Raw genomic sequence first — 21,614 nt, forward strand, 5'->3', positions numbered from 1 at the left:
GGGCGTTTACCCTGTTTTACCCTCGGTTTTGCTAGGTTTTGCTGGGTTTCTCGCTAAGGCACAAAGCTTGTTATATTGTCATTTATTCTGAAGGTCTATTGGATTTTGTCACCCCTAGCCCTGATAGTAGTGGAAATCCTTGTCCTTTTTCCTTTAAAAAGGACAAGATTGAAGCGCATAGCAGGAAATAGCTCCAAAAATTAATCGAAACGGATTGCTTTGACTGGCGAAATCTTCGTTATTATATAGGAAGGAATTAATAACACCACAAAACAAACCGTTATAGTTAGCAGATTCAACAATAACACATATCCCCAATTAAGATAAACCGGCGCCTGATTAACATAATAGTTCTCGGGATTAAGCTGGATGATTCCGAAATGCTGTTGAATCAACAAAAGCGAGATTCCAATAAGATTCCCCCAGAACAAACCTCGCAATATCAAATAGAAGGCATTGTAGAGGAATATTTTTCGAACACTCCAGTTATTTGCACCTAATGCTTTTAAAATACCTACCATTTGAGTGCGCTCCAATATTAAAACCAATAATGCAACTACCATATTTATCGTAGCAACGATAATCATAATGGCCAGAATAATCACAATATTAAAATCAAAGAGTTCTAACCAATCAAAAATGTAACTATACTTCTCGATGATTGTCTTGGTATCTAGTGTCGATGATGTTTGCTGATAGATTTCATCTCCTGTTGTTTTGATATTATTAAAATCTTTCAGGAAAATTTCAAAAGCCCCAACCTGATCCGGCGTCCATTTATTAATACGCTGGATGTGTCGAATGTCTCCTAATATATAGGTAGCATCAAAATCCTGAAATCCTGAGTTGAAAATTCCCGCAATTTTAAACCTACGAACGTTTGGCAATTTATTCTGATCTTCTTTTATAAAAAACGTATTGAACTCATCCCCTACTTTAAGTTTTAACCTGTCTGCAAGAAATCGAGAAAGTAAAACTTCTTGATTTATCGATTTGGAAAAATCCGGTAGTTTCCCAGCCACTAAATACTCCTTTATATTATTCCAATCATAATCAGCTCCAACTCCTTTGAATATAATTCCTTCGAAAGCGGTTTCGGTACGAATTATTCCAGCCTTACTTGCAATTGCCTGTATGTGTCTCACCTCTGGAACAGAGGCAAACTTAGGATAAAAGTCCTGTTTTTTGGAAATTGGACTTAGTGTTACTTCTGATTGATTGTTATCGTAATTCGAAATAATCACCTGACCGTTGAAAGCTGATACTTTTTCGCGAATTTTTTGTTGCAGTCCAATTCCGGTTGCCACCGAAACCAACATCATTATTATTCCGATTGCAATTGCCGAGATTGCAATTTTTATAATTGGTGCTGAAATACTGCTTTTATGATCCTTTGCAGTAATTAATCTTTTGGCTATGAAATATTCTAGATTCAAATTGATTGGTGTCTTGTTATAAGTTCAAAAATACATTTTAATAAGCAAACATGAATTGCTCGAGAAAACAATTACAAAATTTTTAAAAACTAAATCTCCTTACTTATAATGGTAAACGTTTTTTCATTGCTTCGACAATATTAAATGCAGCTGGGCACATTGCAACATTTTTAAGTGTCAGGTCTGAAATTTGCTGAAACTTTTTACGATCAGTATGTGGAAATTCACGACAGGCCTTTGGTCTCACATCATAAATCATACAATAATTCTCATTATCCAAAAACGTACACGGAACATTTTGCAAAACATAATCCTTGTCTTCATCAATACGAAGGTATTGCTCGATGAACTGTTGCGGCTTTTGTCGCAAATGCTTTGAGATACGTTCAATATCTGCCGTTGTAAATAACGGTCCTGTTGTTTTACAACAATTAGCGCATTTTAAACAATCAGTTTTTTTAAATTCGGCATCATGCAATTCCTGCATTACGTAATCTAAATTTTTAGGTTGTTTCTTTTTCAGCTTATCGAAATACTTTTTGTTTTCGATATGCTTATCTTTGGCTAACTTATTTAAGTTGTTTAAAATTTCTTTCAAGTTTAAGGTTTAAAGTTGAAATGCAAAATTAAACAACTTTAAACTCGAAACCTTAAACTTTGAATTAAAATACAATGAAAGACCTTTTTGGGAAAGCAATGCTAGATTTTCAGACTAATAACTCACCTGAAGATTTGATCACCGAAACCACAATTTCTGAAGCTGATGAAATGAGCGTCGCCTATTTATTTAGAGCTTATACAGAAATGCCTAAACTCGAACAAAAAGCATTACAACTAGCTGAGGGAAAAATTCTGGATGTAGGATGTGGAGCAGGAAGCCACAGCTTGTCTTTACAAAACGACCGAAAACTAGATGTTACAGCTATAGATATTTCTCAAAATGCCGTTGAGACATGTAAACTTCGCGGCGTGAAAAATGTTAAAACCCAAGATGTATTAACTCTTGAAGGAGAAAAATTTGATACCATTATATCATTAATGAATGGTGTAGGTATTTTTGGAAAGCTAGAGAATTGTAATCGGTTTTTATCAAAATTAAAATCCCTCTTAAATCCAGGAGGACAAATCCTACTGGATAGCTCCGACATTATCTATATGTTTGACGAAGATGAAGATGGCGGCAAATGGATTCCATCGGATACTGAGTATTACGGCGAAGTAGTTTTTAATATTTCTTATAAAGGGGAAAAAGAAATTCCTTTTAACTGGTTATACCTAGATTATAACACGCTACAAAATGCTGCAGTTGCCAATGGATTTAAGTGTGAACTTATCCTAGAAGGTGAACATTATGATTATTTGGCAAGACTTTCTATTTAAAATAAAAACACACAAAATGGAAAAATTAGATTTAGAGAAGCTAAAATATCCTATTGGAAAATTCATAGCTCCGGAAAATTATTCTCAAGAATACATCGCCAGTAAAATCGAGGAGATTTCTTCTTTCCCAGAAAGACTAAGAAAAGAAGTTATTAATTTCACCGATGAACAGCTAGACACACCATACAGACCAGAAGGCTGGACAGTAAGGCAACTTATCCACCATTGTGCCGAAAGTCACATGAACTGTTTTATTAGAATAAAATGGGCACTTACCGAAGAAAAGCCAATAATAAAAGCTTATCATGAAGATCTTTGGGCCAAATTATCGGATAATTTAACCATGCCGATCCAACCTACTCTATCTTTACTTGATGGATTACACTTTCGTTTAGGCTATATCATGAAAAACTTATCTCGAACTGATCTTGAGAAAACTTTTATACATCCCGAAAACGACTCTGTAATTTCAATAAAACAAATAATCGGAATGTATGCCTGGCATGGTAACCATCATTTGGCTCATATTACAACTTTGAAAAAATATAAAAATTGGTAACATTTTCTTTAACCAATAAGATCGGTTAAATTATAAACGTCCACATTTTACACAGCATGTGCATTTTTTATACATACCAACTTTAGAAACACAATTAAATTAAAAAAAGTAAAACCTCTTCGTATGAAGAGGCTTTACTTTTTTTAAATATTTTATTCTTAAGGAATATTCAAATATTTATGTGTTTGAAGTGATACTCTCCATTTTGGATTATTCATCACGTACTCTACAATAAGCGGAGTCATCTCTTCTTTTTTGCTCCATTCAGGCTGAAGGAACAATATTGCATTTCCATTTACTAGTTCTGCTTGCTCTTCGGCAAAAATGAAATCATGTTTGTTATAGATAATCACCTTTAACTCATGTGCATTATCATAAACTGTTTGAGTTGGTAATTTATTCTTTTTTGGCGAAAGGCAAATCCAGTCCCACGTTCCTGTAAGCGGATATGCTCCTGAGGTTTCGATATGGACTTTTAAATTTTTATTTTTCAATTCCTGAGTCAATACAGTCATATCCCATGTTAACGGTTCTCCACCAGTAACAACAACTGTATCAGCATATTTACTTGCATTACTTACAATTAAGTCAACACTCGTAGGCGGATGCAACTCTGCATTCCAACTTTCCTTAACATCACACCAATGACATCCCACATCACATCCTCCAATACGGATAAAATAAGCTGCCGTCCCTGTATGAAATCCTTCTCCCTGAATTGTATAAAACTCTTCCATTAAGGGTAACATCGCACCTTTATTTACTTCTAATTGTATTTCTTTTGATAACATTACTAAAATTTAATGTGCAAAGATAGTCAATAAAAAATGGAACAATAAAAAAACCGATAGTTCAAAAGAACTATCGGTTTTTAAATTATATAAAAAACTTAAAATTATTTCAAAGTATTCAAAGATTGTGTAGCATAAGCATTAGTCGGATCAAGAGCTAATGTTTTGTTGAAATACTCAATTGCTTTAGCTTTATCTGTATTAGCATAACTTGCAGCAATATTATTGTAAGCTTCTATAAACTTAGCTTTAACAGCTGGCTTAGCAACTTCTTCAGCTCCTTTTTCAGTAGATTTTGCAATATACTCTTCATAATTTTTAGTCATCGCTTCATCATTTTCAAGCAATCTGTTTGTTCTTGCTTTATAAAGATATGCCTCTTGATAAGTTGGAGAAGCAGTAATTACATTTGTAAATGCAGCATCTGCTTTTTGCAAAGCAATTGGATCTGGTTTAGTATTAGCTTTATTATTATCATAGTATATAGATAAACCATAATAAATATTATCATCCAAGTAAGTTGTAGACTCTGGAACTTTAGTACCAAATTCAAAAAGTGTAGCAGCTTCTTTGTATAATTTTTTACCAAACAATACTTTTCCAAGATCTCCTAAGTCCTGTACTGCTAATGGCTCCATTGCAACAGCTTTTCTAATCTCAGCCAAACCTGCTTCGAATGCAGCTGGTTCAATTACAGTTCCGTCTGCATTAGTACCTTTTTTAATTTTTGCAAAACCTAAATATAAATAATCTTTTGCAATAACTTTATTATTTGGGTTTTTAGTATAATCTTCCAAAGATTTAATAGCAACATCTACATTACCATTTTCATAAGCAGCATATCCTAAATACCTAAATATTCTAGGGTTTACTTTATCTAATTCGATCATTTTATTAGCCTCTGTTTCAAGAGCTTTATAATCTTTTACAAGAATTAAGAAATCTGCATGACGCATTCTTGAGTGCAGAGAATAATCTGTAAGGGTTAAATATTTTTCGTAGTTTGTGATTGCTTTTTGCATATTCTCCTCAGACTTAGATGGTTTATTTCTTCCCCATTTGTAATATGTCTCAGCAAGTTCTCTGTAAACAGGACCATAATTAGCATCTAAAGCAATAACTTCATTAAAAGCTTTGATAGCTTCATCATATGATTTTGCACCTTTTAACAATACACCAAGTTGCATTTTTGCTCTCAACAAAGTTGGATCTATTTGAAATGCATTACGGTATGATTTGTAAGCTTCGTTTTGATTGTTATCTCCATAATATGCATCTCCAAGTGCTAAAAGTACTTGAGCATTTTGTGGATCAATTGCAAATGCACGATTTAAAGTTGCAATAGCACTTTTGTAATCTGGATTAACAGAATTCATGTATGCCCTACCAATGTAAATGAACTCATCTACATCTTTTCTTTTCATTGGCTTAGTTGCTGAAGCAAAATTAGCCTGAGCAGCAGTAGTATTTTTATTATCTAAATCTAATTGACCTAAACCAATGTAACCAAGATTAGCATGGCTTGAAGCACCAACACTATTAAGGTAATATATTTTAGCAGAGTCTGCAACTTGTTGATTTAAGTAGATATTTCCTAATATAAAAGGCGCTTCACCATCTGTTGGTTTAGCTTTAATAATTGACTGTAAAACTGATTTTGCTTTTTCAAATTGTTCAGCATCGATAGCTTTTTTAGCTTGGTTTATGTCTTGCGCATAAGCACCCGCGGCAGTAGCCATTAATGCAACACTAAAAATTTTAAATTTATTCATCTCTCTTGTAATTAATTTATTCTTTTTCGTTAATAATTTCACTTCTAACATTAAGTTTTCTTCCAGGAACTCGTATTGGCAACAATCCAGATTTTAGAATTATTCTTTGCCCAATATCACCTCCAACAAAAGAAGCAAACCCAATACCTAATCCAGAGTATCCCTGACAATTGATAATATACAAATCACGTGCCAAAGGATAAGTCCCTTCTGCTATGTTATTCTGAGTTGGAGCAATAAATTTATCGCCAGTAAGGCCTTTTACACTCAACACATTTATTTTGACTATATCGTCTTTCATTTTAGGAGAAGGCTGTGATAACCAATTCACACCAACGACACCTATCATACCTTTATTTTCAGACACGAATTTAATTACTTCTTCATTAGTTTTAAATGAAAAAACACCTTCTTTAGGAATATCTTTAGTTCCTGCCAAAGTTTTTAAATAACGTACTGTACTAGAATTTGGATTATCAAAGACTAACCCTTTAATATTTGTTGTAGGCTTACCTTGTATAAAATTAATTACACTTTTCAACGCAATTAAAGTATCATTATTGTCCTTGTTTGAAATAAATGCAATTGCATCTGTAGCAACTTGTGTTACTCTAGGAGCAATTTTCTTTTTATTAAAAATTTCTCTCTCTTCTTTAGTCAAATCTCGTGCAGTAAAAGCAACAGTTGCATTTTGATTTAATAAATCATTGATAAGTTCAGCTTCTGATTTTGGTTTTATAGTAATTTTTGCATCATAAGTGCCTTCAAAAACTGCTACCTGATCCTCCACAATAGGAACTAATGTTTCATCTACGGTAATATCCATAGATCCTTTAAGTATCGATTCTTTATCAGATTTACTCTTATCTTTCTGATTACAAGTAATGAATAAGAACCCGAATACTACCAAAAACAAAATTTTGCTATTTTTTATCATATCTAATCTGCATTTGAATTAAAAAACCTCACAAATCGTATAAACGAATATACGATTAATAATAGACCAAAAGCAACTCTATATTTATATTCCATCGCAACTGGTAAAGTTTTCCAAAAAATAAATCCTAAACCTATCACAAAATACATTAGGAAGAAGAACATTCCTAAAACAAGAAGAAATCGCTCTTTTAGCGATTTCTTCTTAATATTATCAAGCAGTTGTCTCAACATTATTCTGCAGATTGAATAGTAATAGGAAGAGAGTATAATACTCTAACTTTCTTACCATTTTGTTCCCCAGGATTCCATTTTGGACATTTCTTTAAAACTCTGATAGCTTCGGTTCCTGTACCGTAACCAATATCTCTCAAAACTTTAATATCTGTTAATGAACCATCTTTTTCAACTACGAAAGTAACATATACTTTACCTTTCAAACCTTCTTCTTCTGGAGTTTTGTAGTTATTACCCACAAATTTGTAGAATTTTTCAATTCCTCCTGGAAATTCAGGTTTCACTTCGATACCTGCTGTATTGTATACTTGATTGTCTTCTTCAACTACTGCTGCAGTTCCTGTACCTACCGGTTCAACAGTTAAAACTGCATCTGGATCTCCTTTAATCGTTTCAGCACCAATTTTTTTCTCTTTAAGCTCCACTAATTTTGGTGGCTCTTCAGTTACTTCATCAGCTTTTGCAACAACCGGCTTCACAAACTTCACTTGATCCACTTTTGGAGGTGGAGGTGGTGGAGGCGGAAGGTTTGGTTTTACCTCCTCTTTTTTAGGTGGTAACTTTGCAGTGATAATCTTAATATCCTTATTTGCATCATCTGCTTTAGAATCTGGCAAAAGACTTGCGATAACTGGCGCTGCAACAGCTATTGAAAAAATAATAGATCCAATGATAAGTGCTCTTACCGTGGTCTTTGTATTAGATTTTCTTAGCTCATATGCACCATATATCTTATTACGCCCTTCGAATACGATATCAAGCCACTGGTTTTTTATAATATCTAATTTCATCTTTATTGATTATTAGGGTGTTTAAAAGACAAGATTGCTCTTATTTTTTTTCTACCAATTTTGTTTCCTCTGGCGTAAACTCATTAACAATTGCATAGGTTTCCACTCCAGTAATAGCCATCTCATCCAAGATATCAACTAAATTACGGTAACTCGATTTTTTAGTTGGTTTGATGATAACAATAATACCATTTTTTGGTTTTCCTATTCCTGCAGAATATTCTAAAACAGATTTTTTTCTGCTTAACAATTCTTTACGAATTCCGTCTTTCCCATAAGCAATATCTTTAGGTCCAGCGATAGGAGTTTCAAACAATCCCATATAATAAGTTAATTTATTATCAGGTCCCAATAACAAAGTCATGGTACGATTCTCATCAACTTTTATATCATTCTTTTCCTTAGGATCTTTCTCTTTATCTGGCAACCCCAAATTCATCGATTGAGGCTTTGACAACGTTGTGGTAAGCATAAAGAATGTGATCAATAAGAAAGCCAAATCCACCATCGCAGTTAAATCTACTTTTGAGTTTTGCTTTTTACTTCTTACTTTACCACCTTTTCCGCCTCCACCGTCGCCGGTATTTAATTCAGCCATTTTAGTGTATATTTTTTAATTAAAAGTCTTTTCCTCTCATACCAGTAACTAAGCTAAAGGTATTGATTTTTTGATCTTGTAAAATATCCATAACTTTATGAATTACAGGATATTCTTCTTTAGCATCCCCTTTTATTGCGAATTGTAATTCTTTATCATCAATTTCAATGTTCGCAATACGCGCATTGTAAATCCACTCTTTCAATTGATTATCTAAAGAATCCTTAGGAATTCCAGGTTGACCTGCTTTACTTCTATCGGCCGCTTTCATGTCAATAATTTGTTTCAAACTTGTGATTGGAACACCAAATCCTTCCATTAGACCAAATTCATTTTTATCCTGTTCAGAAAAAGCGACACCATATTTTTGCCCCATCAATTCAAGAGTTCTCTTACGAACTTCTCTTCCTTTTAAATCAAAAAATACTTTTCCTTTTCCTACTGTAATAGTAGCTAAATCCGTTTCAGGTAATTTAGTTTGTACAGTAGATGCAGGCATGTCTACAGGAAGTGCCTCAGGCACCTTTGCAGTAGCAGTCAAAATAAAGAAAGTCAACAAAAGAAACGCAACGTCACACATCGCGGTCATGTCCGTAGACGTTGACTTTTTTTTCATTTTTATTTTTGCCATTATCTTTGTATTTTAAATTTAGCACAATAATCATGCTAAAAAATTATTTATTGTTTTAAACTTCCTCTGAAATGTCTGTAAGTATTTACGATTGTAGTACCTGCTTCATCAATAGAGTAAGTCAAATCATCAATTTTAGATGTAAAGAAGTTGTAAGCAATAATTGCAAAGATAGAAGTACTAATACCTGTAGCAGTATTTACAAGTGCCTCAGAAATACCATTTGCAAGTGCAGCTTGGTCAGGAGAACCTGTAGAAGCTAACGCGCTAAATGCTTTAATCATACCAGATACTGTTCCTAACAATCCTCCAAGTGTACCTAAAGACACTAATGAAGAAATAATTGTCATGTTTTTCTCTAACATTGGCATTTCTAATGAAGTTATCTCTTCGATTTCTTTGTGAATAGTTTCTGAAGCTTCTTCACTATTGAAACCTTCTTTCTTAACTTCTTGATATTTAATTAAAGCCGATTTAATTGCATTTGCAACTGAACCTTGTTGTTTGTCACAAGAAACGATAGCTGCATCAATGTTACCTTCTTTAATACTTCCTTGAACGCTTTTCATGAATTTATCTAAGTTTGCTTTACCAGCAGCTTTAGAAATAACTGTAAATCTTTCAATAGAAAATACAACAACCATTAACAACATACCTAACAAAACTGGAACGATAATACCTCCATGGTAAACCATACCTAATATATTTAATGGGTGTCCTTCAACTGTACCTCCTTCAAAATTTGATGGAGATCCCATAAGAAAATTCCAAATACACCATCCCACAAAAATACATGCTGCAATAATCAACCCCGACACCATTCCTCCGCCATTTGAAGTACTTTCTTTTTTAACTTTAACGTTTGCCATTTTTTTTAATTTTAATAGTTTTAAATAATTTTTATTTTTTAGTTATAATAAACTTGTAGTGCAGCAAATTTATATTTTTAGTTTAAATAAAAAAACTTTTTTCAATTTAATTCCAATTAATTTAACCTAAATATAAAAAATATCTAATTGAATTAATTGTATTTTAAATAAAATCGAAGTAAAAAAATAATTATTTATGAGAAAATTTACAACGATTTAGTAAAAAGCAATGCAATCTCTCAAAATCTTCATAATGTGTTAAGAAAATATTTTTTATTATTATTTTTAACAAAATTAGATTTTTTTCACGCTAACATCTCTAAATTAAACGATTTAAGAAAAAATATATACCTTGCACTTGAATTAATGTTACACAAAATATGAGCCGAAAAGACGAATTTACTCAAAGTATAAACGAAGGATATCAAACCAAAGGAGAAAGTATTATTCTTGGTGGCGCAATTCTCGATGGAGAACCTTTAACTACACATGTAAAAATACCTCTAAAGACACTAAATCGTCACGGATTAATTGCCGGAGCTACGGGAACTGGAAAAACTAAGACAATTCAAGTATTATCCGAACAACTTTCTTTGGCAGGAATCCCTATTTTAATGATGGATATAAAAGGGGATTTTAGCGGTATTGCAAAAGAAGGTGAAGAAAAAGCTTTCATCACTGAACGCCATGCTAAAATAGATATACCTTATAACATATCACAATTCCCTGTCGAATTAATGACTCTTTCTGAACAAAGCGGAGTTCGATTACGAGCTACTGTTTCGGAATTTGGACCCGTTTTATTCTCTAGAATATTAGGTTTAAATGATACTCAATCGGGCGTTATTTCTGTAATTTTTAAATACTGTGATGACAATAAAATGCCTTTATTAGATTTAAAGGACATAAAAAAGGTTATCAATTACATTACCGAAGAAGGAAAAGATGAAATTGCCGTGAGTTACGGTAAGATATCAACTGCTACCACAGGAACAATTCTTAGAAAAATAATTGAGCTTGAACAACAAGGTGCAGATATCTTTTTTGGAGAATTATCTTTTGAAATTGATGACTTAATGCGCATTGATGAAAACGGAAAAGGATATGTAAACATCATCCGTTTAACAGATATTCAGGACAAACCTAAATTATTCTCAACTTTCATGTTGAGTTTACTAGCAGAGATATATCAACAAATGCCAGAAAGAGGAGACGTTGATCAACCGGAATTAGTAATTTTTATAGATGAAGCACATTTAATTTTCAACGAAGCCAGCAAAGTATTATTGGAACAAATTGAAACTATAGTAAAACTTATTCGATCAAAAGGTGTTGGCGTTTATTTTGTAACTCAAAACCCAATGGATGTCCCAAGTGGTGTTTTGGCACAATTAGGATTAAAAATCCAACATGCATTGAGAGCTTTTACAGCAAATGACAGGCAAGCTATTAAAAAAACAGCCGACAACTACCCTACATCTAAATATTACAAAACAGACGAGTTACTCACTAGTCTGGGTATCGGAGAAGCCTTGGTTACTGTTCTTAACGAAAAAGGAGTTCCTACACCACTAGTGGCAACTATGATGCGAGCACCGATGAGCAGAATGGACGTTTTAACCGAAAGTGAAATTCAGGAGATTAATCAGAAGTCGAAATTAGTAAAAAAATATAGCGAGGTCATCGATCGTGAGAGCGCTTATGAAATACTAACTAAAAAAATAAGTGATGCAGAGCAAGAAGTAGCGTCACAACAAGAAGAGAAAACTTCAAAGAAAGCGAGTAACGAACCAAGTACTGCCAGCGTGGTTGGAAAATCTGTTTTAAAAGTTGTAACAAGTGCTACCTTTATAAGAGGCGTTTTTGGCGTTTTGTCAAAAATGTTCAAGAAATAGACCAAAGACTAAACCATATAAATGATGTAAGTAAATACAAACGTGACTATTCAGCATAATACTTAAATGAACTTACATCACTTATATGATTTAAAAAATTATGCTTTTTGCAATAATTCAAGGATTTTATTTTCAACAACAGGACTATCCCAAATTGTTTCAATATTTTTCATTCTTAAAACTTCTTCCATAATCGTATTTTGGAAATCCCCAATAGCCAATGCTTCGGTATAAGGGCGATCACTAAATGTAACTCGGCTATAAAGCGGAATCCATTTATCAGGATGTTTATCCGAGAAAGCTTTTTCTATTTTCTTTTGTAATAAAAATTTCTCATCGGCAGTTTTGGTACTCATTTCCATAAAATTACGGTATGAGAGCTCCGCAATCGCATCGGCATTTGGTTTACGTGAAATTTCATATTCAGAGAAAACTGTTTTCCAATCATTTCCATATTTCTGAATCATCTCATACAAAACCGTTATATCTTCAAAACCTGCATTCATCCCTTGCCCATAAAAAGGTACAATCGCATGACAAGCATCTCCAATTAAAGCAATTTTATCACTGTAAGTCCAAGGAAAACATTTCATTGTTACCAAAGTACTCGTAGGATTATTAAAGAAATCTTCGGCTAATTTTGGTATAACCTCTATAGAATCTGGAAAGTTTTTTTCAAAAAAGGCTTCAACCTGTTTTCTATCTGTTAGCGAATCAAAAGAATTTTCACCTTCAAAAGGCATGAATAAAGTACAAGTAAAACTACCATCTAAGTTAGGTAATGCAATAAGCATATACTCTCCTCGTGGCCATATATGAAATGAATTTTTATCTAGTTTATGTGTAGCATCAGGATTTGCCGGAATATTTAATTCCTTATATCCCATATTCAAAAATTCTTGCGAATAATTAAACATGCTTTGGCGTTGCATCCTGTGACGAATTCTGGAGAAAGCACCATCGGCACCAAAAACCATATCGTATTTTTTCTCTTCCCATTCCCCTCTCTCTGTTTCACCAATATGTAATGTCGCTTCATTTAAGGTAACATCCCATATTTTTTGCTCAAAGAAAAATTCGGCTCCGGCATTTTCTGCCAAATCAATCATTTTCCTATTTAAGGTTCCTCTGGAAATAGAATAAATACTTTCGCCTTCTTGTCCATAATCCTGGAAATTCAATTTATCGACTAAATGTATTGCCCGTTTATCCATCGGAATGGCAATCTCACGAACTGCATCTCCAACACCAACTCCATCCAGTGCTTTCCAGCCTCGGTTGGACATAGCCAAATTTATCGATCGTCCCGAAAAATTAATTTTACGAATATCCGGACTTCGGTCATAAACATGAACTTCATGACCTTCCTTTTTAAGATAAATTGCCAATAACGAGCCAACCAATCCAGAACCTACAACAGCAATTTTAAGTGGAGTTTGCATCAAAAAAAAATGTAATTATACGCTCGTAAAAATAAGTATATAATCTATAGAATAGGCTATAAACCAAAGAAATATTTGGGCGTGCCCCTCCCAAAAAGGTTGGGTCAGGCTTTTCATTACAATCTTTTTTTCGTCCCTCAAAAAAGGATTTTCACTCCAATCCTTCACGCAATCAGTTACATAATAAAATAAATCAGAACATAAAGCCTTCCGTTTTCTATTTAGGTTTAAAAACCAATTTAGTAGAAGTTTTTATAATTTCCTCTTTGTTTAATTTCATTTTTCGGAACTTTCCTTCATTATATAATGTTGCCTGATCTGAATAATGTTTGCTAAATGGATTTCCTGACTGCCCGGTTGGCAAAATACTCCAACTATTTTCTATATCCGAAAAATCAATTATTCTTCTTGTTGATGGCCCACCTTTTACATCGTAAATCCCTTTATCTGTAAAATCATAGAACTGATTATTGATTACCTCATCTGCACCAGTAACCGCAAAAGGCCCTACATTAAAGATGCGACGTAAAGCTGCTACCTGCCCCAATGGATGATGATACTCTACAGTATGTACTTTTTCCCATTTCCAATTCTGAATATTATTTCCTAACTGCTTCTCAAGTCCAGCAACTGCTTCGTGAAATGATTTTGCCAAAATCTGACTTTTGGTTTCTTTTACATTTTGGGTCAGAATATTATCCCACCAAACCGAATTATCATTCTCTATCTGTTTTGCAATGATTTGTTTTACAAGATGCGTTCCTAAAAACTGTTTAAAATCGTCTTCTCCCAATTCATCTTCGAATGTATTTTTTAAATATGAATATACCCATTTATTGTAAATTGTTGGCGCAACATCTTCCAAATTATTAGTTCCTTTCCAGTCTTTAAGAACAGAAAGTGCTTGTTTTTCATTTGCAGAAAGCGGCTCGTTCCTGATACTTGAAACTAAATTCCGAACTACTGTTGGAGAAACTGATGATGTATTATCAAAAATCATTTTACTAACTGCTTCTTTATCCCAATCTGATTTTTCGTCAAGCAATTGTGTAATTCTTTTGGCACGGTCTTCCGGTAAATAATATCCCGGATATAAAAAACCATCAATAGCTTCCGGCTGGTTATTAGCAGAATATACATAGCCCCATTTTGGATTTTCTGCCGATGGGTTTTTGGAGAAATCCAAATACTCTGCAATATCCTCTTTTCCGCTTGCGCCATCAAGAATAAAATTAGGATTTACGCCTTTATTGTGTTTATATAAACTTCCAGTTGCCCACCATCCTACATTTCCTTTCGCATCACCATACATTACATTTAAACCCGGAGCTGCTACAAGGGAAACTGCATTTTTAAAATCATTTTTATTCTTAGAGTGTGAAAGTCCATAAACCGCATCCAAAATCTTTATAGGTTGTTGTGTATAAACCCAAGACATCGCAATAGGTTTATCGGTCTTCAATTCTTCGATTAATCCATTCATAAGTGGCCCGTGACGACTTATCTTTACATTTACAACAACATCCGATGAGTCTTTAATCTTTATGACTTTCTTTCTCGTTTCGTATTTTTCAAAACCATTTGGTGTTTTATATTCATTGGAATCTCCTGATTTATTTTCTTCTTGATAAAAATCTATATCATCATTTTCAAACATTGTTAAACCGTATGCATAATCACGATTATGACCTAATAAAGGATATGGAGTTCCTGCCAAGTAACAACCGTACAATTCAAAATCCGGAGTTACTATGTGTGCCTCATACCAAGTTCCCGGTTGCGAGAATCCAATATGTGGATCATTTGCAAAAATAACTTTCCCGCTTTTTGTTTTTTTAGGAGATATTACCCAACTATTACTACCTACAAATGGGGCGATTGGAGATTTCTCTAAAAGTGAAGCTACCGATTTGGAAATTGCTGCAAATTCCTCTGGTTTTTCCTTTACATTTTTTATTTGTGTAGTATTAAATTCTCCATTTAAACCCAAATCTTTTAAATATTCATTTCCGTATTTATTACGAATGTCTGTCAATAAAGGATCCGTTTTTTGTGCTATTGCAAAACTGAAAGACATATAGCCAAAAATATTGTAAACGTCTTTTATCGTAAATTTTTCTTTTTTTACACCTACCAACTGGAATTCAATTGGCGTAACACCATCTTCCATATATTGATTGATACCATCCAGATAAGCCATCGTTAATTGATAACTCTGACTATTTTTATCTAATTGTGCAATTGCTTTATCAGAAGCTTCTTCTATTCCTAGACCAGAGAAAAACTTATCGTTCCTTAACATTACCGAACCAAAAATTTCTGATAATCGTCCTGACGCAATACGACGCATTAATTCCATTTGCCATAAACGATCCTGCGCATGCACGTAACCCAAAACTGTCATCGCTTCTTTTTGGGAATTTGCATAAATATGCGGCACTCCAAAATCATCAAAATACACTGTAGTTTCTTTTTGAATATTTTTCAACTTTAATTCTCCTTCATATTTAGGTTTTAAATGAAAAATATAAGTGCATAAACCAATTCCTAAAATAACTAGTATTAAGAATAAAACAAGCAGTATTTTTTTGATTTTTTTCATGTTTCTAAATTGTATAAATAAATATTATAATGAATTCATTTTTTTTTCAAAATCATAATTGTATCCAAAAGTTATTTCTTTTAAACCTTTAAATTTATATATTTAAAATAAAATATGCACTAAATGTCATTAAATAAAAAAATAATTATAGGAATATTTTCATTGTTAGTCTTCTTGTTTTTAATAAATACAGGGCTAAACTTTTGGATAAAAAAACAACTTCCTAAAATTATTCAGGACAACAATACAACTCCTTATCAAATCACTTATGAGAACCTAAAAATTGATCTTTGGTCGGCAGCTATTTATGCTTCCAATATAGTTGTAAATCCAAAAGACACTCCTAAAGATAGTGCTGCTAAAATTGGGATTTATTCTAAAATTGGAACTGTTGCCATTAATGATTTTAATATCTGGAATCTTGTATTTAATGATGTTTTACATGCCAAAAGTATAACTATAGATCAAGCTCGTGTAATCTTATACAAAAAAGATGAGAAAGCAATAGATAACAGCAACAGCATTCGCACACAGGTAATCGAGCCTTTTCAAAAAATCATTGTTGTCTCCAATATCTACCTCAACAAAGCCAGCTTGGACATCATGTCTACCCAAACAAATAAGCCCATTTTATACACTCGGAATATTGCGGTTGTAGTTGAAGGAATTGTTATCAATGACGAAATTCTTAAACAAAAAATACCTTTTTCATATCAAAAATATGCACTGAATTGTGATAGCTTATATTACAAACCTAATAAGTTTTATACACTGACTGCTTCAAAGATAGCTACCAATAATCATTCTCTAAAAATAAAAGATTTCAGTTATATCCCTTTATACACGCGCCATCAATTTGTACAAAAAATAACAAAGGAAAAAGATTTATTTACTATAAAAATAAAGTCTTTAGAATTTAACACTATGAATTGGGGATTTAAAAACGACTTATTTTTCTTTAATGCAAATTCTCTTGCTCTAGATCATGTCGACGCAAATATCTATCGTAATAAAATACCTGAAGATGATTTAAGCAAAAAGCCGCTATACAATGCTTTACTACGAAAAATTCCATTCCCGTTAAAAATCGACACTCTTTCTATCCGAAATTCAAAATTAGTATATGAAGAAGAAATCAATTTCCAGAAAGGCTCTGCTAAACTAGCATTTGATCATTTTAATCTAAATGCTACTAATCTACAAAGTGGTTTTGGCTTAAAAAAAGCAGCCGATTTGGATATCAATATCCAATGTTTATTTATGAAAAACTCTGCTTTAAAAATACATTGGACATTAAATGTATTAGATAAAAACGATAATTTTCATATTAAAGGGAACATTTCAAACTTTGATGTTCAGGCAATGTATGCTTTTACGAAACCCTACATCAATACTTCATTCGAAGGTACTTTTGATGATTATCATTTTGATATTACAGGAAATGATAAAACTGCCAAGGGGAATGCAAGCTTGAAATATAAGGATCTTAAAGTTACTTTATACAAAAAGAAAAACCCTGAAAAAGAAGCAAAATTAAAGAGTTCTTTAGCCAATTTAATTCTTAAAAGAGACTCTGATAATGAAGCAAAAAGGGCTGAAATAGAATTGGAACGTATTCCGGAAAAGTCTTTTTATAACTTTTTGTGGCGAAGTATAGCCGAATCCTTAAAGAAGATTTTAATTTAATTATTTTCAAAAAACATAAACATCTAGAAACATGACATATATCAGCTTTTTTACAAAATGATTTTACAACATTTGCCAATTATTTAATTATTACAATAATAACAAATGACAAAAAACCCCATACATTCTTTTCATATCCCCGTAATGGGACTCGCTTATACTATTGATAGTCCAATTAGAGTAGCAAAATATGGAATTTCATCGGTAATCTCAATTGCAGATGATGAATTAATTGAAAAGATGACTGCTTTTTATTCTGAAAAATTCAATTCTTCTTATCAGGAAATAACACAAAAGATTCATGATTACAGGGCCAAACGTATTACGACGTACTTAAATCTTGTAGATAAAATCGTAAAACAAAAATTTGAAAGCTTTAAAACTGAATTATCGGAGAGTAAATTAGCACTGGAAAACTACATTTCGATGCTACCTAATAGTTCCGAGTTAAAAAAAGGCTTTTTAAATTTAATGGAAGATGGAATTTCTTTTAAAGAAAATATTTTAAACCATATAGAATCTCATCTTTCTCCTGGTGCTATTGATGTAAACATCATGACGAAACTAGACAAAGATAACTTTATCAAAGACGAACAATTGCCTATCGAATTTAATGATGCTCATGCTGCCCTTCGTGGTTTTGCCAATAGTACTCTTGAGTCTTCTTTGGTACTTTCTGCAGGTATGAATCCTAGATTATATAGCTACTTTGAGAATTTTGCAGACTTTTTTCCAAATAGCAAAAATGAGCTTAAAAAGAAAATCATATTAAAAGTAAGCGATTTTCGATCGGCTATGATTCAAGGAAACTTTTTGGCAAAAAAAGGACTCTGGGTTTCTGAGTATCGTATTGAATCCGGATTAAATTGTGGTGGGCACGCATTTGCTACTGAGGGATTATTATTAGGTCCTATTTTGGAAGAATTTAAACAGAAAAAAGATCAATTAATTCAATCGGCTCATGAGTTAATGATAAAATCTTTACAGCAAAAGCAATTTCTAGTTCCCGAAAAACCATTACCTCTTAAGATTACAGTACAAGGAGGAGTAGGAACTGCCGAAGAACATGAATTTTTATTAGAAAATTACAGCGTAGATTCTGTAGGCTGGGGAACTCCCTTTTTATTAGTTCCAGAAGCAACATCTGTAGACCAATCTACCCGAAACTTATTAATGAAGGCGCAAGAAGAGGATTTATATTTAAGTCATATTTCTCCTTTAGGTGTACCGTTTAATACATTAAGAGGTACTTCTAACGAAATTCTCAAACAAAAACGTATTCACGATAATAACGCAGGAAGTTCATGCCCAAAAAAATTCCTGGCATTAAGTAAGGAATATGATCCAAAAGGTACTTGCTCTGCATCAAAAAAATACCAAGATTTAAAGTTAGCCGAATTAGAAAATATGAAAAACACTATTTCCTTAGCATCTTTTGAAAAATCTAAAGCTGCCATTACCGAGAAATCATGTTTATGTGTTGGCTTAGCAAATGCTTCCTATTTAGAGAATGATATTAAGATAAAAGGACAAGCTCAAGGTGTTGTTATATGTCCTGGTCCAAATATGGCCTATTTTGATCAAGAAGTATCATTATCTGATATGGTTCAACACATTTACGGAAACAAGTCGGTTATACGCGTTGAAAATCGCCCAAATTTATTTGTAAAAGAATTAAAAATGTATCTTGATTATTTTAAGAAAGAAATTGAAAATATTTCGGCAGAAATAACAACTGCACAAACTAAAAAACTACAAATTTTTAAAGACAATCTTTTAAGCGGAATTGAATATTATGAGAATCTGCTTGCTTCTTCTTCCTATTTTAAAAATAGGAAAACAGAAATTCAAAATCAATTTAATGATTATAAAACTAAGTTGATTGCAATTGCTATTCCAGCATAAGAGAATTAATATAATTTCTTATTACAAAAAAACACCTCAAAAATTAATTTGAGGTGTTTCTTCATTTAAACTAACTTAAAACATTTATTTATTCTTTTTTCTTTCTTCCATCTATAATTGCTCCAGTTCCCGCACCTAAACCTGCTCCGGCTAATCCACCAATTATTGCGCCTTGTCCTTTTTTCTTACTTACAATTGCTCCTGTAACTGCTCCAACTCCGGCACCTATCACAGCTCCTTTGGCAGTAGAACTCCATCCTTTCTTTTTGGGCGTAGCGACTGCAGTAGACTTAACTGCTGATGCTTGCTGATTTACAACAACAACTTTTTGTTGGTCCATTTGAGCTTCTTTCATTTGCACTTCTTTCATTTGAGCCATTTCAGTTTTCATGGAATCAATAACTTTTTGCTTATTAATCTCAACTTTCATGGAATCGATACTGGCTTGTTTAGCTTTTTGAATATCTATTTTCCCTTGATTTTGACAGGAAATAATCGCAAAAGAAAATAATATTAAATATAAAGTTTTCATGATTGTACTTTTTTAGAATTTATAACTCCGCAAAGTAAAGTCAAAACATTTTAAGAACATTTACACAATTAAACCTGATAGTTACAGAATTAAACGAAACAAAAAAGTTGACTAATTTGCATTAGCCAACTTTAAAATATTGTGATTAAACTTATTGAGAAGGATATTATCCTAAAATACCTCTTTTTAAAATTTGTCCAAACTCGTACATATCCTCAAAAGAACAGTACAAAGGAACTGGAGCTAGACGAATAACGTTAGGTTCACGCCAATCGGTAATTACTCCATTTTTCATTAAATAATCAAATAAACTACGTCCTTCTCCATGCAAAAACACAGATAGCTGCGAAGCTCTTTCCTTAGGATCTGCTGGAGTAATAACCTCAAAATTCCCCTTTACTTCTTTATCAATTTCATGTAAAATGAATTCAAGGTAAGCCGTTATTTTATCCCTTTTCTCAATTAAAACATCCATTCCTACTTCATCAAACATCTCAACCGAAGCTAAATATGGTGCTAAAGAAAGTACTGGCAAATTACTTATCTGCCAACCATCTGCACCATGAACCGGGTCAAAAGTAGGTTCCATTTTAAAACGGCGTTCTTTATTATGTCCCCACCAACCTGCAAAACGAGGTAAATCGGGGTTATTGTGATGTTTTTCATGTACAAAACAACCTGAAGCATTTCCAGGTCCTGAATTCATGTATTTATAACTACACCAAGCAGCAAAATCTACATTCCAATCGTGTAATTCTAATTTTATATTTCCTGCGGCATGCGCCAGATCCCAACCTACTTTGGCTCCTGCATTTTGTCCAGCTGCAGTTATCGTTTTCATATCAAAAACTTGACCTGTATAATAATTCACTCCACCAATTAATACTAAAGCCAGTTGATCTCCAACTTCTTCTATTTTTGCCAAAACATCTTCCAGTCGAATATTATGTTCGCCGTCACGACGTTTAATTTCTACAATCGCATCTTCTGGTTTATATCCATGAAAATGTACTTGACTTTGAAACATATATTGGTCGGAAGGAAATGCTTTTTCTTCGCAAATAATCTTATATCTGGTTGCCGTTGGCTTATAAAAAGATACCATTAACAAATGAAGATTAACTGTTAATGTATTCATCACAGTAACTTCACTCGGTAAAGCCCCAACTATCCTACTAAGTGGTTTTGCAAAACGTTCCTGATAATCCCACCAAGGTTTTTCGGCATAGAAATGACCTTCTACAGCAAGATTTCCCCAGTCTGCCATTACTTCATCAACATAAGCTTTGGTACGTTTAGGTTGTAACCCCAAAGAGTTTCCTGTAAAATAAATAACCTTTTTATCATTCACTTTAGGAAAAATAAATTCATCTTGGTATTTATGCAATATATCTTGTGAATCAAGTTTTTGTGCAAATTCACGGTTGTTTTCGAAAGTCATTGTTTGAATTTTGTTTGGTAAAAGTAGAAAAAAAACAACTAAGACAAAAGAAGAAAAATATAAGTCTGTGTTAAAGGTTGAGCAAAAAAAATCTCGCTATTACTAGCGAGA

General features: G+C 32.8%; 19 protein-coding genes. 5 read left to right on the forward strand and 14 right to left on the reverse strand.

What is annotated here, in order from left to right:
* Positions 1 to 200 precede the first annotated feature (200 nt).
* Together OIU83_RS16300 and OIU83_RS16305 are read right to left on the reverse strand one after the other, a co-directional pair.
* Positions 201 to 1,436: an ABC transporter permease gene (locus tag OIU83_RS16300; RefSeq protein WP_264207324.1), complete on the reverse strand. Its 1,236-nt coding sequence runs from the start codon at positions 1,434 to 1,436 to the stop codon at positions 201 to 203.
* Positions 1,437 to 1,539: 103 nt separating this feature from the next.
* Positions 1,540 to 2,034 (reverse strand): YkgJ family cysteine cluster protein, encoded by a 495-nt coding sequence (locus OIU83_RS16305; protein WP_264207325.1) that lies wholly within the window; start codon positions 2,032 to 2,034, stop codon positions 1,540 to 1,542.
* Between the two features lie 74 nt (positions 2,035 to 2,108).
* Here OIU83_RS16305 and OIU83_RS16310 point away from each other — a divergent pair, with 74 nt between their 5' ends.
* Positions 2,109 to 2,816, forward strand: coding sequence for a class I SAM-dependent methyltransferase (locus tag OIU83_RS16310; protein WP_264207326.1), 708 nt, complete (start codon positions 2,109 to 2,111; stop codon positions 2,814 to 2,816).
* 16 nt (positions 2,817 to 2,832) lie between these two features.
* The gene (locus OIU83_RS16315; protein ID WP_264207327.1) at positions 2,833 to 3,375 is read left to right on the forward strand and encodes a YfiT family bacillithiol transferase; all 543 of its coding nucleotides are present in this window, start codon (positions 2,833 to 2,835) and stop codon (positions 3,373 to 3,375) included.
* Between the two features lie 158 nt (positions 3,376 to 3,533).
* Here the strand turns inward: OIU83_RS16315 and OIU83_RS16320 are convergent, their stop codons facing one another.
* The 8 genes from OIU83_RS16320 to OIU83_RS16355 form a co-directional block, all read right to left on the reverse strand.
* Positions 3,534 to 4,166 carry a 7-carboxy-7-deazaguanine synthase QueE gene (locus OIU83_RS16320; protein WP_264207328.1) on the reverse strand — a complete coding sequence of 211 codons (633 nt, stop codon included), beginning with the start codon at positions 4,164 to 4,166 and terminating at the stop codon, positions 3,534 to 3,536.
* 104 nt (positions 4,167 to 4,270) lie between these two features.
* Positions 4,271 to 5,938, reverse strand: coding sequence for a tetratricopeptide repeat protein (locus tag OIU83_RS16325; protein ID WP_264207329.1), 1,668 nt, complete (start codon positions 5,936 to 5,938; stop codon positions 4,271 to 4,273).
* A 16-nt stretch (positions 5,939 to 5,954) separates the two neighbouring features.
* Complete coding sequence (locus OIU83_RS16330; RefSeq protein ID WP_264207330.1) at positions 5,955 to 6,875, reverse strand: PstS family phosphate ABC transporter substrate-binding protein; 921 nt, start codon at positions 6,873 to 6,875, stop codon at positions 5,955 to 5,957.
* A gap of 2 nt (positions 6,876 to 6,877) precedes the next feature.
* The gene (locus OIU83_RS16335; protein ID WP_264207331.1) at positions 6,878 to 7,108 is read right to left on the reverse strand and encodes a hypothetical protein; all 231 of its coding nucleotides are present in this window, start codon (positions 7,106 to 7,108) and stop codon (positions 6,878 to 6,880) included.
* Entirely contained in the window at positions 7,108 to 7,902 is a 795-nt protein-coding gene (locus OIU83_RS16340) for an energy transducer TonB (RefSeq protein WP_264207332.1), read from the reverse strand. The genes OIU83_RS16335 and OIU83_RS16340 overlap by 1 nt, the downstream gene beginning before the upstream one ends.
* 40 nt (positions 7,903 to 7,942) lie before the next feature.
* On the reverse strand, positions 7,943 to 8,500 hold the full coding sequence (locus OIU83_RS16345; RefSeq protein WP_264207333.1) for an ExbD/TolR family protein: 558 nt from the start codon (positions 8,498 to 8,500) through the stop codon (positions 7,943 to 7,945).
* Positions 8,501 to 8,519: 19 nt separating this feature from the next.
* On the reverse strand, positions 8,520 to 9,131 hold the full coding sequence (locus OIU83_RS16350) for an ExbD/TolR family protein (RefSeq protein ID WP_264207334.1): 612 nt from the start codon (positions 9,129 to 9,131) through the stop codon (positions 8,520 to 8,522).
* Between the two features lie 47 nt (positions 9,132 to 9,178).
* Complete coding sequence (locus OIU83_RS16355) at positions 9,179 to 10,000, reverse strand: MotA/TolQ/ExbB proton channel family protein (RefSeq protein WP_264207335.1); 822 nt, start codon at positions 9,998 to 10,000, stop codon at positions 9,179 to 9,181.
* 380 nt (positions 10,001 to 10,380) lie between these two features.
* On the opposite strand from OIU83_RS16355, the gene OIU83_RS16360 reads away from it, so the two are divergent.
* Positions 10,381 to 11,895: a DUF853 domain-containing protein gene (locus OIU83_RS16360; protein WP_264207336.1), complete on the forward strand. Its 1,515-nt coding sequence runs from the start codon at positions 10,381 to 10,383 to the stop codon at positions 11,893 to 11,895.
* 98 nt (positions 11,896 to 11,993) lie between these two features.
* Here the strand turns inward: OIU83_RS16360 and OIU83_RS16365 are convergent, their stop codons facing one another.
* Together OIU83_RS16365 and OIU83_RS16370 are read right to left on the reverse strand one after the other, a co-directional pair.
* The gene (locus OIU83_RS16365) at positions 11,994 to 13,337 is read right to left on the reverse strand and encodes an FAD-dependent oxidoreductase (RefSeq protein ID WP_264207337.1); all 1,344 of its coding nucleotides are present in this window, start codon (positions 13,335 to 13,337) and stop codon (positions 11,994 to 11,996) included.
* A 217-nt stretch (positions 13,338 to 13,554) separates the two neighbouring features.
* Positions 13,555 to 15,939 (reverse strand): penicillin acylase family protein, encoded by a 2,385-nt coding sequence (locus OIU83_RS16370; protein WP_264207338.1) that lies wholly within the window; start codon positions 15,937 to 15,939, stop codon positions 13,555 to 13,557.
* 123 nt (positions 15,940 to 16,062) lie between these two features.
* On the opposite strand from OIU83_RS16370, the gene OIU83_RS16375 reads away from it, so the two are divergent.
* Positions 16,063 to 17,625 (forward strand): hypothetical protein, encoded by a 1,563-nt coding sequence (locus OIU83_RS16375; RefSeq protein ID WP_264207339.1) that lies wholly within the window; start codon positions 16,063 to 16,065, stop codon positions 17,623 to 17,625.
* Between the two features lie 105 nt (positions 17,626 to 17,730).
* Complete coding sequence (locus OIU83_RS16380; protein ID WP_264207340.1) at positions 17,731 to 19,530, forward strand: hypothetical protein; 1,800 nt, start codon at positions 17,731 to 17,733, stop codon at positions 19,528 to 19,530.
* A gap of 88 nt (positions 19,531 to 19,618) precedes the next feature.
* Here OIU83_RS16380 and OIU83_RS16385 read toward each other — a convergent pair whose 3' ends face one another.
* Complete coding sequence (locus tag OIU83_RS16385; RefSeq protein WP_264207341.1) at positions 19,619 to 20,062, reverse strand: YMGG-like glycine zipper-containing protein; 444 nt, start codon at positions 20,060 to 20,062, stop codon at positions 19,619 to 19,621.
* 166 nt (positions 20,063 to 20,228) lie between these two features.
* Positions 20,229 to 21,503 carry a kynureninase gene (kynU, locus tag OIU83_RS16390; protein WP_264207342.1) on the reverse strand — a complete coding sequence of 425 codons (1,275 nt, stop codon included), beginning with the start codon at positions 21,501 to 21,503 and terminating at the stop codon, positions 20,229 to 20,231.
* Between the last annotated feature and the right edge of the window lie 111 nt (positions 21,504 to 21,614).

Origin of the sequence: Flavobacterium shii (genome assembly GCF_025847235.1) — a bacterium.
GTDB classification, from domain to species: domain Bacteria; phylum Bacteroidota; class Bacteroidia; order Flavobacteriales; family Flavobacteriaceae; genus Flavobacterium; species Flavobacterium shii.